The 14,246-nt window shown below is 35.9% G+C and carries 12 protein-coding genes and 1 pseudogene; 10 read left to right on the forward strand and 3 right to left on the reverse strand.

Annotated elements, in window-relative coordinates:
* Nucleotides 1-66 precede the first annotated feature (66 nt).
* From OZD67_RS00340 to leuS, 6 genes and pseudogenes are all read left to right on the forward strand, one after another.
* Nucleotides 67-899: pseudogene (locus tag OZD67_RS00340) on the forward strand (transposase family protein).
* Nucleotides 900-1,806: 907 nt separating this feature from the next.
* Complete coding sequence (locus OZD67_RS00345; protein ID WP_259346642.1) at nt 1,807-2,919, forward strand: MFS transporter; 1,113 nt, start codon at nt 1,807-1,809, stop codon at nt 2,917-2,919.
* Between the two features lie 60 nt (nt 2,920-2,979).
* Entirely contained in the window at nt 2,980-3,285 is a 306-nt protein-coding gene (locus OZD67_RS00350) for an integration host factor subunit alpha (RefSeq protein WP_182183315.1), read from the forward strand.
* Nucleotides 3,285-3,611 carry a MerR family transcriptional regulator gene (locus OZD67_RS00355; RefSeq protein ID WP_096617391.1) on the forward strand — a complete coding sequence of 109 codons (327 nt, stop codon included), beginning with the start codon at nt 3,285-3,287 and terminating at the stop codon, nt 3,609-3,611. Before OZD67_RS00350 ends, OZD67_RS00355 begins: the two co-directional genes overlap by 1 nt.
* Nucleotides 3,612-3,664: 53 nt before the next feature.
* Nucleotides 3,665-4,261 carry a murein hydrolase activator EnvC family protein gene (locus tag OZD67_RS00360; RefSeq protein WP_182184209.1) on the forward strand — a complete coding sequence of 199 codons (597 nt, stop codon included), beginning with the start codon at nt 3,665-3,667 and terminating at the stop codon, nt 4,259-4,261.
* 12 nt (nt 4,262-4,273) lie between these two features.
* Complete coding sequence (leuS, locus tag OZD67_RS00365; RefSeq protein ID WP_182183314.1) at nt 4,274-6,724, forward strand: leucine--tRNA ligase; 2,451 nt, start codon at nt 4,274-4,276, stop codon at nt 6,722-6,724.
* Between the two features lie 653 nt (nt 6,725-7,377).
* On the opposite strand, the gene recF is transcribed toward leuS, so the two are convergent.
* Entirely contained in the window at nt 7,378-8,457 is a 1,080-nt protein-coding gene (gene recF / locus OZD67_RS00370) for a DNA replication/repair protein RecF (protein WP_182183312.1), read from the reverse strand.
* 16 nt (nt 8,458-8,473) lie between these two features.
* Nucleotides 8,474-8,941, reverse strand: coding sequence for a thioredoxin-dependent thiol peroxidase (gene bcp, locus OZD67_RS00375; RefSeq protein WP_096617403.1), 468 nt, complete (start codon nt 8,939-8,941; stop codon nt 8,474-8,476).
* A gap of 757 nt (nt 8,942-9,698) precedes the next feature.
* On the opposite strand from bcp, the gene OZD67_RS00380 reads away from it, so the two are divergent.
* Nucleotides 9,699-10,484 carry an enoyl-ACP reductase FabI gene (locus tag OZD67_RS00380; RefSeq protein ID WP_182183311.1) on the forward strand — a complete coding sequence of 262 codons (786 nt, stop codon included), beginning with the start codon at nt 9,699-9,701 and terminating at the stop codon, nt 10,482-10,484.
* On the opposite strand, the gene secD is transcribed toward OZD67_RS00380, so the two are convergent.
* The gene (secD, locus tag OZD67_RS00385; protein WP_458695113.1) at nt 10,481-11,926 is read right to left on the reverse strand and encodes a protein translocase subunit SecD; all 1,446 of its coding nucleotides are present in this window, start codon (nt 11,924-11,926) and stop codon (nt 10,481-10,483) included. The genes OZD67_RS00380 and secD overlap by 4 nt on opposite strands.
* On the opposite strand from secD, the gene OZD67_RS00390 reads away from it, so the two are divergent.
* The 3 genes from OZD67_RS00390 to murB are packed head-to-tail and all read left to right on the forward strand — an operon-like array spanning nt 11,826 to nt 13,834.
* Complete coding sequence (locus OZD67_RS00390; RefSeq protein WP_274999614.1) at nt 11,826-12,047, forward strand: hypothetical protein; 222 nt, start codon at nt 11,826-11,828, stop codon at nt 12,045-12,047. The genes secD and OZD67_RS00390 overlap by 101 nt on opposite strands.
* Nucleotides 12,048-12,062: 15 nt before the next feature.
* Nucleotides 12,063-12,941 carry a hydroxymethylbilane synthase gene (hemC, locus tag OZD67_RS00395; protein WP_182183307.1) on the forward strand — a complete coding sequence of 293 codons (879 nt, stop codon included), beginning with the start codon at nt 12,063-12,065 and terminating at the stop codon, nt 12,939-12,941.
* A complete protein-coding gene (gene murB, locus OZD67_RS00400; RefSeq protein WP_182183306.1) occupies nt 12,932-13,834 on the forward strand; it encodes a UDP-N-acetylmuramate dehydrogenase in 903 nt (300 codons plus the stop codon). Before hemC ends, murB begins: the two co-directional genes overlap by 10 nt.
* Nucleotides 13,835-14,246 lie beyond the last annotated feature (412 nt).

The following is a 14,246-nucleotide window of genomic DNA, read 5'->3' on the forward strand; positions in this document are numbered from 1 at the left end:
AGACTTGCTGCAAAATAGTGTAAAAGATGGTAAAGTATGAAAAAGAGAAATAAAAAGTGAGGGAAAATGAGTCTGAATTACCATAAAGTAAGTAAACACCCGAGAAATTTTCGAGATGTAACGGGATTGAAAATAGAAGAATTCGAAAAAATCTTGGAAAAAGTCCGTCCAGAGTGGGAAAAGCTTGAAAGACAGAAAAAGCGCCACGGAAGAATTGCTAATTTACCGACACTGGAAGATAAAATGTTGTGCGTAATTTTGTATTATCGGACCTACATAACCCACAGATTTTTAGGCTGCCTTTTCAACTTACATAATGCGAATATTTGCCGACTTTTGAAGAAAATGGAGCCACTGTTGGCAAAAAAAATTACTATAAAAAAGGACAGAACCCTAACGCCAGAGAGGATTTTGAAGATACTGGCAGATGTTACAGAGCAGCAGATACAGCAGCCAAAAGAAAGCAGAAAACGGAAGAAAAGTTACTCTGGCAAGAAAAAAGTGCACACGATGAAAACAGAAATTGTGATCGAAGAAAGAGGGCAAATTTTATCGGTTTCAAGATCTCACCGTGGGAGAATTCACGATTTTCGGATAAGAAAACAGGAGAAATTGCTGCCTACAGACAGTATAAAGCATGCCGATTCTGGCTATCAGGGATGGAAAAATTGCAAAGTAACGTTGTGATACCATACAAAAAATACCGAAAGAAGCCACTAACTGAGGAGCAAAAGGAGCACAACCGAGAGTTGGCATCATTTAGGATGAGGGTCGAAAATAAGATACGAGAATTGAAAATATTCAAGATTTTGTCGCACGTTTACCGTAACTTTCAGAAAAAATATAACATGAGATTTAATATTATTGAAGGTTTGGTGAATTTGAGGCATGGGTTTTAGCCTGCTGCTATTTTAGCCTAATTCACCCTGAAATTAGTATATACCTTTTCGCAGCAGGTCTGATGTCATCCGAGTAGCTTGACTACTTGGATCCAGGAAAAAGAGTGATGTCATGAAAGTAGCACCTATGATGTCATTCCAGTGCTCCTTTCTTGTCATCCCAGTGCCCAGACACTGGTTCTATGCAACTTAATTAAAAACGTTTGTTTTAGCGTAAGACAACTACCTTTAGCTCATCAGCTTAGTTATAAGCAAAATTTCTGGATTCCAGACTGGAATGACGCCATTTGCTGTCTTCAAAAATGAATGTTCGTACAGCTATGGATTGGACACGGGTGGTTTAAAAAAGGCATTAGGACACAGGTTAAGGTAAAACTACTATAAGGACTATCTTGTACATTGGAATCAGCTCCCTGATCTAACAAGCATTGGACTAGTGGTGCACGTGCAGCACTTTTCCTGCATTGAATGGCAATGTGCAGTAGTGTTGTTTCTACTTCATAACCATCATCTAATTTGAATCTGAAGTTTGGATTAAATTCACTACTTTTCCATTCTTCATATACATTATTAAGTTCTTCTCTCAGCTAATTTTTTATTTCATCATAAATCTCAATAGAATCACCCTTACCAGAATCAATGGTGTCACTTATTCTTGCTAATATATTGTCAAACTTTTTGAATTGAGATGTATCTTGTGGTGCCATATTACCAACCTCTAGAATAAAATTATTTAATTATACAATAAAACTAAAGGGAATCAAGTCCAGCACTTATTCAGGAAACAATAGCTTAAAAAGAGACTTAGTGTTAAATTTCTAATAGATTACTTATAAAAATAAATCTTATGGAAAGCAGAGCTTGGTTCATTTGGCTGATCAGTAACTTGGTTGTTATATTCAGCAATATGCAGATAATTTATACTTTTATAAGTGTGAATCTCGAAAAAGAACTTAGACTGACAATTACGCAAGTTGCGCTAGCTAACTCAGTATATACTTGGACTTTTGCCATCTTACAATTTTTTAGTGGGGCAACGTTTAATGTTTTTTCCAGTAAAAAAATTTATTCTTTCTCGTTATCAACTATAATCCTCGGGTTTCTTATCCTTGTTAACGGTAACAATTTTTCCCATTTGATTTTGTCTCAAGTGTTGATTGCAACTGGAGCATCATTTGGTTTTATTGGTGCTGCTCATACAAGTAGCATATGTTTTTCCGCCGCCCAATTTGGACTAATGTTTTCACTAGTGCAGACAATTTCAAGCCTTTCTGCACTGATAATTCAAATATTGTTCTCTAGCTTGCTTGCCGAAGGTGCAGATTGGAAGAATCTGATTGTATGCATAATACTGTTTGGTGTGTTGATATTTGTACTTACGCTTTTTTGTCCAAACACACTTCCAGAAAGCAGTTCAGAAGAATGCACAATACAAAACTCTATAAGAACAGTAATGTTCACAGTGCTAAAATTAAGAGATATCTGGATAACTTCAGTGGTGGGTGCTATTACTTTTGGAACATTTTTAGCACTTAACACCCTGTGGGCTCCAAGGTTACTGGGCAACTCAGAACTCAATACAATGGAGTCAGGTATAGCAACCGCAATACTATGGCTTGGTCTTGCAGTTGGTGCTCCAATTGCAGATCGAATCTCAAACTTATTTAAAAATAGGAAATATGTAATTTCTGCTTTTGCTTTATTGCAAGGCGTCTCAATTATTATTTTACTATGCAGCCATTTAACAGTCCACGTTGTGTACTTTTGTATGTTAATGTTCGGGTTTTTTGCGGGAGGACATATGCTTAATTTTACTGTCGGCGGCGAGATTGTGAAACGAAAATACATTAGCACATCATCATCCATTATCAATGGGTTTATGTTTATTGTCAGCGGAATTATAGTGTCAATGCTAGCACTTTTTACAAATCATCAAATGGCGCTTTTTGCAATATTTGCAATGTTGGCAGTTGCTAGTATTTTAAATTATGCTACAGAAGAGACGTACCCTAAAAAATAGGGTAGCTGAATCTTGAGTCGATTGCTATATTATATTTACGTATTATAATATTTATCAATAATGGATCACGTTACAATAAAAGACACAACAGTAACTAAGGCAACAATAGCTGAAAATATAAACCAAGAAATAGGATTATCAAAAGAAGACTCTGCTTCGATAATAGATGATATATTGAACGAAATAAAGACAAGCTTGGCAAAGGATGGAATAGTAAAAATATCGTCATTTGGAACATTCTTGGTTAAGAAAAAGAAGGAAAGACCAGGAAATATACCAAATACATCAGAGAAAGTGATGATTCAGGCAAGAAGTTTAATTTCTTTTAGGCCTTCAAAAATTATAAAAAAATTAATCAATAATTAATGAATAAGGAAAAATTATTTTATACGATTGGGGAAGTAGCTGAAGAGCTACATTTGGAACAGCATGTTTTAAGATTTTGGGAAGGTCAATTTCATCAAATTAAGCCTACAAAGCGTAAAGGAAGAAGGCTATATGATCGTAAGTGTATAGAGGCCATAAAGAAAGTAAAACACATGCTATATGATAAAGGATATACAATAAAAGGAGTGCAAAAAGAATTTGGTAATGATATAAGAGTCACAAAGAATTTGTTGCAAGAACTTACCGATTTGAGGGATTATTTAACTAGTAAAATAAATAACGAGGAAAGTAACGAACAGGTGTGAAACACTACGTCTCGCTAAAATTTTGGAGTTTTGTGAGAGTTGATATATCTAAAATGTGGCATATAGCTTCATTTCTTATATTATTAGCAATATTAATAGGCTGTGGCCTGCAAAAACCTGCACCTGTGCTGCTTAAAGGCGAAGAATTTTACGGAAAAAGAGAGCTGGAATATGCAAGAGAGTACCATTTAATTAGGGAGCCTTTAATAAAAAAAGAAAATAGAAAAGCCATCATAAACAGGATATACAGAGATAATAATGATACGCAAAACGCGGGGGTAAATTGTAAATTTGTAATGCCAGTTAAAGGTACAGCTACGTCTTCTGATGAAACGTGTAAGGATGGCATAAAAATTGCTGCTCAAAATGGAACGAATGTAGTTGCCTCTGCACCCGGCAAAGTGGTATATGTAGGCAAAGGGCTGAGATGGTATGGAAATTTAATTATAGTAGAACACAAAGATAATTACATGACTGTGTACTCCTATTTAAAAAACATACATGTTGAAATTGGTGATAAAGTAAAACAGGGTCAAGTAATTGGGTCTGCAGGTAAGTCAAGTACGCAGGATAAAGATCCGCAGATGTGCTTTACAATACGGCATAACGGTCAAGCGGTTGATCCTTTGAAGCATATGAACTGTAATTGAATTTGGATTTATATGAAATATGATTTTAAAAACGTTGAAAAATTTTATCAAGATAAGTGGAATTTTTCTGTAAGCGAAAGTAGCAAGCAAGAGAAATGTTACGTGTTGGAGATGTTTCCATATCCATCTGGTAAAATTCACATGGGACACCTGCGCAACTATGCAATAGGAGATGTAATAGCACGTTATAAGAGAGCTTGCGGATTTGAGGTCTTGCACCCAATTGGCTGGGATGCGTTTGGATTACCAGCTGAAAATGCAGCAAGGGACAATAATATTAGCCCTGCGGCATGGACGAAAGAGAATATAGATAGTATGCGTGCGCAGCTTAGATCTATAGGTCTTTCTTATAACTGGGAGCGTGAACTCTCCACATGTGAGCCTGATTACTACAAACACGAACAAAAATTTTTCCTGGATTTTTTAAAGCATGGGCTTGCCTATCGAAAAGAGTCATGGGTTAACTGGGACCCGGTAGACCAAACAGTGCTTGCAAATGAACAAGTAGCCGATGGAAAAGGATGGCGGTCAGGCGCCGTTGTTGAAAAACGTAAGTTATCCCAATGGTTTTTAAAGATTACTGATTTCGCTGAAGATTTACTCAAGTGCTTGCAAGATCTAAAAAATTGGCCAGAAAAAGTCAAAACAATGCAAGAGCGCTGGATAGGGAAATCTGAAGGGGTCACCATAGAGTTTGAAATAGTTGGTCTAAATAAGAAATTAAAGATTTTTACAACTTCTCCTCATACTTTATTTGGAGCTTCTTTTCTTGCGGTAGCAGCAGAGTACCCTATTGTGCAGGATCTTAAGGACAAAGAAATACGAGACTTTATTGATAACATAAAGGCAAAGGGAGAGAATGGCGAAAAAATAGGAGTTTACACCGGATTAAACGTCAAGCATCCATTTCTTGATAAGGAATTGCCGCTTTACATAGCGAATTTTGTGTTGATGGAATATGGGGAAGGCGCGATTTTTGGTTGCCCTGCACATGATCAGCGTGATTTTGAATTTGCACAGAAATATGATTTGCCGATTATTCCTGTAGTTCGTGAAGAGGGTGCACAAGCCACAGAGACCTTAAAAAAAGTATACACCGGCAATGGGGTAATGTTCAATTCTGAATTCTTAAACGGATTAACTGTCAGCAAAGCAAAGGAAGTAGCCATTAAAAAGCTTGAAGAAAAAGGAATAGGCAAGAAAACGATAAACTATCGTTTACATGATTGGGGAATTTCAAGGCAACGTTATTGGGGATGCCCTATACCTATAATATATTGTAAGGATTGCGAAACTGTTCCAGTGCCAGAAAAAGACCTTCCTGTGGTTCTACCTGCAGATGTAGAATTTACAAGTGGTGGCAATCCGCTGGATAAGCACCCAACTTGGAAATTCGTTGATTGCCCAAAATGTGGAAAGCAAGCAGAGCGTGAAACTGATACATTCGATACCTTTTTTGAGTCTTCCTGGTATTTTGCTGCATTCTGTAGTGAAGACAAATCAATAGACAAAAATGCATGTAATCGTTTTATGCCTGTTGATTATTATATAGGTGGGATAGAACATGCAATTCTGCATTTGCTTTACTCACGATTTTTCTGCCGTGCTTTAACCAAATGTGGCTATTTTGATATTAAAGAGCCTTTCTCTACTTTAATCACTCAAGGAATGGTCTGCCATGCAACTTATAAAGACGAAAATGGTAAGTGGCTATTTCCCGCAGAAGCAAAAGAGTTGATTGCACAAGGAGCTAAGGTTCAAGTGGGCAAAGTTGAAAAAATGAGCAAGTCGAAAAAGAACACAGTTGATCCAAATTTTATCATAGAAAAATATGGTGCTGATACTGCTCGCTTGTTTGTGTTGTCCGACACTCCTCCAGAAAAAGATATGGAATGGTCCGATGATGGCGTGGAAGGTTGTTTTCGTTATGTAAATAAATTGCAGCGTATGGTCATGCAGCTGAGACCTGTAAATATACACTATGGTAATGAAAGTATTACGGGTGGACTTCTAGAGTACAGAAAAAAAATTCATAAACTCTTACACAGACTTACAGATGATTTGGAAAACTGCAGATTAAACTGTGTAGTGGCAAAATTTCGTGAGATGACGAATTTAATAGCTGAAATAGATGTAAAAACTGGAAAATCTCTTATTGATGAAGGTATATGTATATTAATTAGAGTAATCGAACCATTCATACCACATCTAGCTGAAAGCCTATGGCAAGAAATAGGAGGTCAACCTTGGCCAAAAGCTGATGAATCATTATTAGTTGACGATACGGTAACTATAGCAGTACAAGTCAATGGAAAGTTACGTGCAACAATTGAAGTGACAGTTAACTTACCTCAAGAAGAATTAAAAAAAATAGCGATAGACTCTGTGTCCAGTAAGATCGGTCAAAGCAAAGTTCGCACTGTATATGCTGTACCAAATAAGATAGTAAATATAGTTATATAAAAAATCCGAGTGTATCTGTTCAGGCAATGGCATCAACTTAAGGGAAAATATCAGTGATAGTGTATAAAATTTCTCTCTAAAATTTTTACCATTAAATTACCCAAAAGCTGCAATAAACAGCACTTTTGTTTCTGTTTTATAGTATTTTCAAAAGCGAATGATAAAGGTATAATATGTTCTATACCGAGAATATGCACGAGCTCCAAGAGGAGAAAAAATATATGCTGATGTTCCAGGAAAAAAGTGGGAAAGAGTGAGTATAATAGGTGGATGGATTAAAAGAAGTTTATTGCACCAATGACCTTCACAGGAGGGTTTAATAAAGATGTATTTAATGTATGGTTAGAGCGAACCACAATTGCATGTTTCAATATATCAGAGTTACCGGTTGTTCCAAACTCCTATACGAGGTCATCACATTTTGTGAGCCACGCCGGTGGCAGAATCTGGGTCACGAGGTCTTCTTCCTACACTCCATGTAAGAGCAGAAAGTGCCTCAAAAGAACTGTCACCTATCAACTCTGAAAAGTTATTATCTTCTCTTGCTTTCAACCAAGCAATACTTATTCATATCATCTGGGTAAGGTCACAGTCATATAATAAAAGACCAAGGACGTAAGTATTTCTTTCCTTTTGCAGAAGGATATTGTCACTTATTTACTTAACAATTCAAAAAACTTGAAAGAATAAAGATAGCTATTGAAATTATCTTGATTTACATCAGTTATCCAAGTTTGACATTGAATACTTAACACTTCCTCTATTAACGCCTTTCTGTAATGTTTATCCAGATGAGACATTATATCATCAAGTAGAAGAAGTGGTGCCCTATTGTAATGAATACACCTTGCTTTTACACTGGATAAAATAATAGAAAGCAGTAATAACTTTTGTTCTCCAGTGGAGCACAGATTTATTGGTACGTTTCTTTTTTGACAAAAAACCCGAAAATTATCGTTATGCACACCAAGGGTTACTCTACCAGTCAATGAATCTTTTTCTCTGTTTTCCTTTAGACGATTCTGAAAATATTCTGCAGTATCGTCCAAAGTTAGCTGGCTGCTGAATTTTAAACTTGCCTTCGGAAAAAGCTTACTGGAATGGTTATCAATTGTATCTTGTAATATTTTTAAAACAGAAGATCGCATATGTAAAATACTAACTGCATTAACGGCCATTATGTTTTCAAGACTAGAGAACCAGTTTTTGTTCAAAATGTTCTCCCTCAATAGTTTACTTCGCTCATGTTTAGCTTTTCTATATTTCATGTAGCAGCAAGTGTAATTTTCTTCAAACAGTGAAACTATACGGTCTAAAAACTTTAATCTGTCACTTGGAGAATTAAGAAGAACATAGTCCATTTGTGGAATCAGCCATATTACATTGGATATCTTATACAGAGATGAATAACTTGATTGCGTTTTTCCATCAATTTGTATTAGTTTCTTATCAAAACTCTTTGCGATACCAATTGAATTAAAATCCGTTCCATTAAAAAAATCATAGTGCACTGCCCAATCTTCATTACTGAATCTATTTTGTATCTCACTGGCTTTTGCTTTTTTCATTCCATTGCTTTTAGCAAGCAACGAGATTGCTTCAAGTATATTAGTTTTACCAATACCATTTTCGCCAGTTATTACAACTGAGCTATCATCTGAATCCAGCTCAAAGTTTGAGTGGCTACGAAAATTATGTAATTTCAGCTTTTTTATGTAGCAATGGGTAGCCATTAACCTATTCTTTAGTTTACATTCTCCTTACTTCTTCCAGAACCTCATCAACATGCCCACTAACTTTTACATTTTTCCAGATCTTCACTACTTTACCTTTTTTATCTATTAAAAAAGTAGTGCGCTCTATTCCCATATACTTTTTGCCAAACATACTTTTCTCTACCCAAACACCATATTTTTCCAACATTTCAGCATTCTCATCAGAAACTAAAGAAAATGGCAGAGAATATTTTGCTTTGAAGTTAGCATGGCGCTTAACACTATCTTTTGATACACCAATTATCACTGTGTCAAAGGAAGAAAAATCATCTATTTTATCTCTAAAGCCTTTTGCCTCCATCCTACAACCCGGAGTATCGTCTTTAGGATAAAAATAAAGAACTACATTTTTTTTATCAAAAAATTCACTTAATGATAAATTTTCACCAGAATCTGTTGGTAAGCTAAAATCAGGTGCATTATTTCCTACTGCTAATTCCATATCTTGCTCCATTAATAACACTTTTACGGTATTATAGTAATATGGTGCATTATTTCCTACTGTTAATTTCATATCTCGCTCCATTAATACCACTTCTGTGGTATTATAGTAGTATGGCACATTATTTCCTACTGTTAATTCCATACTTTGCTCCATTGATAACACTTTTATCTATAGTAGTATATTGTAGTTAGAGTATCAAATTTTATATATAGCTAACAGATAAGATTCTTGATGGGGGCTTATTGATAAGTTTCTGCCTTGTATCTTGTAAAAAGCATCTAATGCTTTAAGCTTAAGCATTGTAAGTCATGCTCATTAGTTTCCTCATCTCTTTGGCAATACAACAAAGGTATCCCAGACTGGGATGATACCCTACTTAACCGCCATACTGCCGCGGTATCTCTTAGCCGCTAACACATAGCGAAATGACGAAGTTATCGTCATGCCACCGCGAACCGTCATACCGCCGCGGCGCTAACAAGAGATCCCGCTGCGGGATGACAGCAATCCTACGTCATACCGTCACGGCGCTAACACATAGCGGGATGACGAATTGCTTAACCGTCATACCGCCGCGGTATGACGTAGGGAAACCTTTCTTGGGTTAGCTATAGAAACTCTCATCGCTGCCTTTTTGTTAACAGTGGTGTTGCTAATGCTAGACTTCAAGTTACTGCAAAAAAATGTTTTAAAACATAGTGATATCTTGACTTTATCTAGTTAATACTCCAAATTATAAAAAACAGATAGTTCTATGACGGCAAGTCTATTACAAGGCAAAAAGGGGTTAATAACTGGAATAATAAATAAGAGATCGATAGCATGCGGTATAGCAAAAGCTCTCTCAGAGCACGGGGCAGAACTTGCAATCACCTACCAGAATGAAATAATAAAAGAAAAACTATCACCAATAGCAGATGAATTAAATGTGGAGCTAATATTACACTGTGACGTTTCAAATGAAAAAATCATAGATAACGCTTTTGAAATAATAAAGAAAAAATGGGGTACTCTTGACTTTTTGGTGCATGCAATAGCATTCTCCGATAAAAATGAGTTAGATGGTAAATATGTCAATACTTCACTGAATAACTTCCTCAATGCAATGCATATATCGTGCTATTCTTTCACTGCTTTAGCGCAAAGAGCTGAAAAAATGATGTCAGGTGGTGGTAGTTTACTTACTTTATCTTATTATGGTGCTGAAAAAGTTATGCCAAACTATAACGTTATGGGTTTATGTAAAGCAGCACTTGAAGCAAGTGTAAAATATATAGCATGTGATCTCGGGCCACAAAATATCAGAGTAAATGCAATTTCCGCTGGTCCAATCAGAACTTTAGCATCTTCTGGAATAAGCGATTTTCACTTCATATCAGAATGGAATAGAAATAATTCTCCGCTTAGACGCAATGTTACAATAGAGGATGTTGGCAAGGCAGCGTTATACTTATTAAGCGACTTAAGTAGTGGCACTACTGGAGAAATTTTGCACGTCGATTCAGGATATAACGTTGTGGGAATGAAGGTGGTTGACTAACAAAGCACTAGTTCCTTCGGGTTCATACACAACTCTATCAGGAGTTTTGTGACTGTGATTGCAGAAAACATCGAACATAAAATTCCTATTGATAAAGTGACAGAAAAGCCTCTAATCGCTCCGCTGCCAATAATGAACATTATTCCTGCAGCAATTAATGTAGTGATATTTGAATCCAGTATTGTCTTTATAGCATTTTTAAACCCTTCTTCAATAGCACGTTCCACTCTCTTGCCAGATTTGATTTCCTCGCGAATTCGCTCAAATATTAAAACATTTGCATCCACCGCCATACCGACAGTGAGTGCAATACCTGCAATCCCAGGTAAAGTTAGAGTTGCTTCAAGCAGAGTGAGAATTGATAATATAAGAATTACATTAGAAAAAAGCGCAACAGAAGCTAATATACCTAATTTGCCGTAAGTGATAATTATAAATAAAGCCACGGCTATAATAGAGATTGTTGCTGCCATTTCCCCTGCCTTTATTGATTCTTCTCCAAGACTTGGGCCAATGTTTTTTTCTTCAATTATTTTAAGTGGTGCTGGCAGTGCTCCAGATTTTAAAAGTATTGCAAGTTCGCTTGCTTGTTTTTCAGTGAAATTACCGCTAATTTCTCCCTCTCCATTTAAAATTTGCTCACGTATTGTAGGTACTGTTAAGACTGTGTTATCCAAAACAATTGCAAAAGGTTTTCCCATATTTTCTTTAGTGATTTTCGCGAATCTTTTACTCGCTATGCTGTCAAATTTAAAGTGCACTGTTGGTTTACCTAAGTGACCAAATCTAACTGATACGTTAACCAGCGAATCGCCACCTATTTCAGTTTTGCGGAATATTGGATAAGAATTACCTAAAGAATCCTTGAGCATGACAGTAGTTTCGTGATCTATATCCTGCACCTTGGCTATGTTAGTGTTTGCCAAATGAAAAGTTAGTTTAGCAGTTTTGCCAAGCAGAGATTTTATCTGCTTGGTGTCTTCTACTCCAGGCACCTGCACTAATATTTTATTCTGTCCTTGTTTTTGAACGCTGACTTCCTTTGTGCCAAGCTTGTCCAAACGGCGCTGGACATTGTTTATTGATTCTGCAGCTACTTCACTGATCAAAGAATTTTTATAATGGGGTTTATACGAAATGAGAATTGAAGAATCTTTTCTATTTAGCTCTAAATTTGGATTTATCGCATTAATCAACACAGATGCTTTTTTATAATCATCAATATTATTTAAAGTTACAACGCTATTTTGTACGTTAGATTCAATATTTTTTGTTAGCAATGTCTCTTTTATCTCACCTGCTAGCATGCTTAGCTTTTCCTTAAAATAGAAATCTAAGTCTATGTTTAAGAGCAAAGATGCCCCTCCTTTCAGGTCAAGGCCTAAGTTTATTCTTTTTTTCGAAATAAAAAGCTTATTATCAAAGAGATTTGGCAGTGTTATGTATAAAGCAAGTAAACAAATGCATAACACTGAAAAAGATTTGACTATAAGCCTGTTGTACATAAGTTGTAGGTTTAAAATTATAATAATTGATTGTAGACTAATTTTATGTACTGTTTAAGTTAAATTTAGATACATGTTAATCAGAATAGGTACCAGAGGAAGCAGTCTTGCAGTTGCCCAGGCTTTGGAAGCAAAACAAAAGTTGCTGGACTCTTTTCCTAACTTATCTATTGAAATTGTTAAGATAAAAACTTCTGGAGATAAGTATGCAAACGCAAATCTTGCTGAAATAGGAGGTAAAGGATTATTCATTAAAGAAATTGAGGCTGAATTGCTCGAAAATAATATAGATATGGCAGTTCATTCGCTAAAGGATGTGCCTGCGTTTTTCTCAGGGGGTTTAACAATTCCTTGTGTTTTAGAAAGGCTAAGTCCATGCGATGCGTTTATTTCTCATAAACACAATAGCCTTGAGTCTTTGCCACAGCAGGCTACTATTGCCACTTCTTCAATAAGAAGAAAAGTTCAGTTGTTAAATGTTAGACCAGATTTAAATATAGTACCGCTACGTGGAAATGTAACAACTAGATTGCAAAATCAAAGTTTTGATGGAATAATTTTAGCTGAAGCTGGACTTATAAGATTAGAAAAGCATCACTTAATTATAGAGGTATTGCCACCAAAAGTTATGTTAAGTGCAGTGGGACAGGGAGCGATTTGTATTCAATGTAGAAGAAATGATGTAAAAATTATCGATCTTTTAGAAAAAATTAATAATAATATGTCTTTTATAAGAGTGAAATCAGAGCGCAGTTTTATGAAGACAGTGAATGGTTCATGTTTTACACCACTTGCAGCTTTGGCTGAATATGTGAACGGAAATATGCTACATCTTTGTTGTATGTTAGCAAGTGGAAAAAATATATACTTCACTGAGCGCACTTCATTTATAGAAGATGCGGAGAAAATGGGTGTGGATGCAGGACTAGAGTTGAAATCAAAATGCTTATAAGCTTACCTAAAGTACGTGGAGTCTATCGTTATGACATCTTAATGTCTAAAGCGACGTGGTTAAACGTCGGTGGACGAGCTGATGTGTTATTTAAACCATGTGATATTGAAGATTTAACATACTTGATTAAAAATACTGAACTGCCAGTTAGTGTTATTGGTGCAACATCCAACATAATAGTACGAGATAGTGGCATTCGAGGAATAACAGTAAAATTAGGTAAGGAGTTTGCATATATTAAAAGTAAGGGTAACAACTCTATTGTTGCAGGTGGTGCTGCGCTGCTCAGGAACCTTGCTTACTTTGCAGGAGAGCAACAAATTAGTGGACTCGAGTTTCTAGTTGGAATTCCAGGAACAGTTGGTGGCGGAATAGAAATGAATGCAGGTGCGTATGGTAGTGACATCGCAAGCGTTGTACAATCCATAAAAGCAGTGAACCTAGAGGATGGGAACCTATATAAGTTCTCCAGCGAAGAAATGGGGTATTTTTACCGTGGACATAGCCTAAAAGGAAATTGGATTTTTGTTGAAGCTGAGTTTAAAGGAGTAAACTCAGAGTATGAGCTTATATTGCAAAGGTTAAAGGAAATTGTTGAGAAAAAAAATAAAAGCCAGCCAATAAGAGGAAAAACTGCTGGGTGCATATTCAAAAATCCAAAAAACTACCGAGCATGGGAGTTAATTGATAAATCTGGCTGCCTAGGATTAAATATTGGTGGAGCTAGAATCTCTAAGAAACATTGTAACTTCTTGCTCAATTACGATAATGCAACTGCATCTGACTTGGAAAACCTTGGCAACAGAGTAAAAGATGCAGTGAAGGATAAATTTAATGTTGAACTTGAGTGGGAGATAAGGGTTTTGGGTAGCGCTATTAGACAGTTTTTATAGCTTCTGTATATTCTAATTTTTTCTAATGACTCAGCATGATCGTAACCTTTCACACTTAATTAAACAGAATAAATTCTGTAATTTTGGGATGTTGAAAAATTTACCTTACGTTGTTATTCCAGCGCATAACGCTGAAATCCAGATTTATAGAAACGAAAAAACTTGCTTGACAAGCCTCGCCAGCCCCCTTATTATGAAACTGAAGGTATTCAGTTATCTTCATCTGTGCAGATTAAACAGCAAGAAAACAACGTAGTTGGCGTCTTATTTTTAATTTTTTGCACTATGTGCACCTTATGTCTTCACAACATTTCTGGGTTTTTACCTATATAAGCTGAAACGCGCTTATAAGTCGTTTAATACAGTATAGTACGCCAATTTGCAGGATTAGAGAGTGACAACTAGCTAACAC

This window comes from Wolbachia endosymbiont of Drosophila nikananu, from assembly GCF_028981865.1.
Classification (GTDB): Bacteria; Pseudomonadota; Alphaproteobacteria; order Rickettsiales; family Anaplasmataceae; genus Wolbachia; species Wolbachia pipientis_B.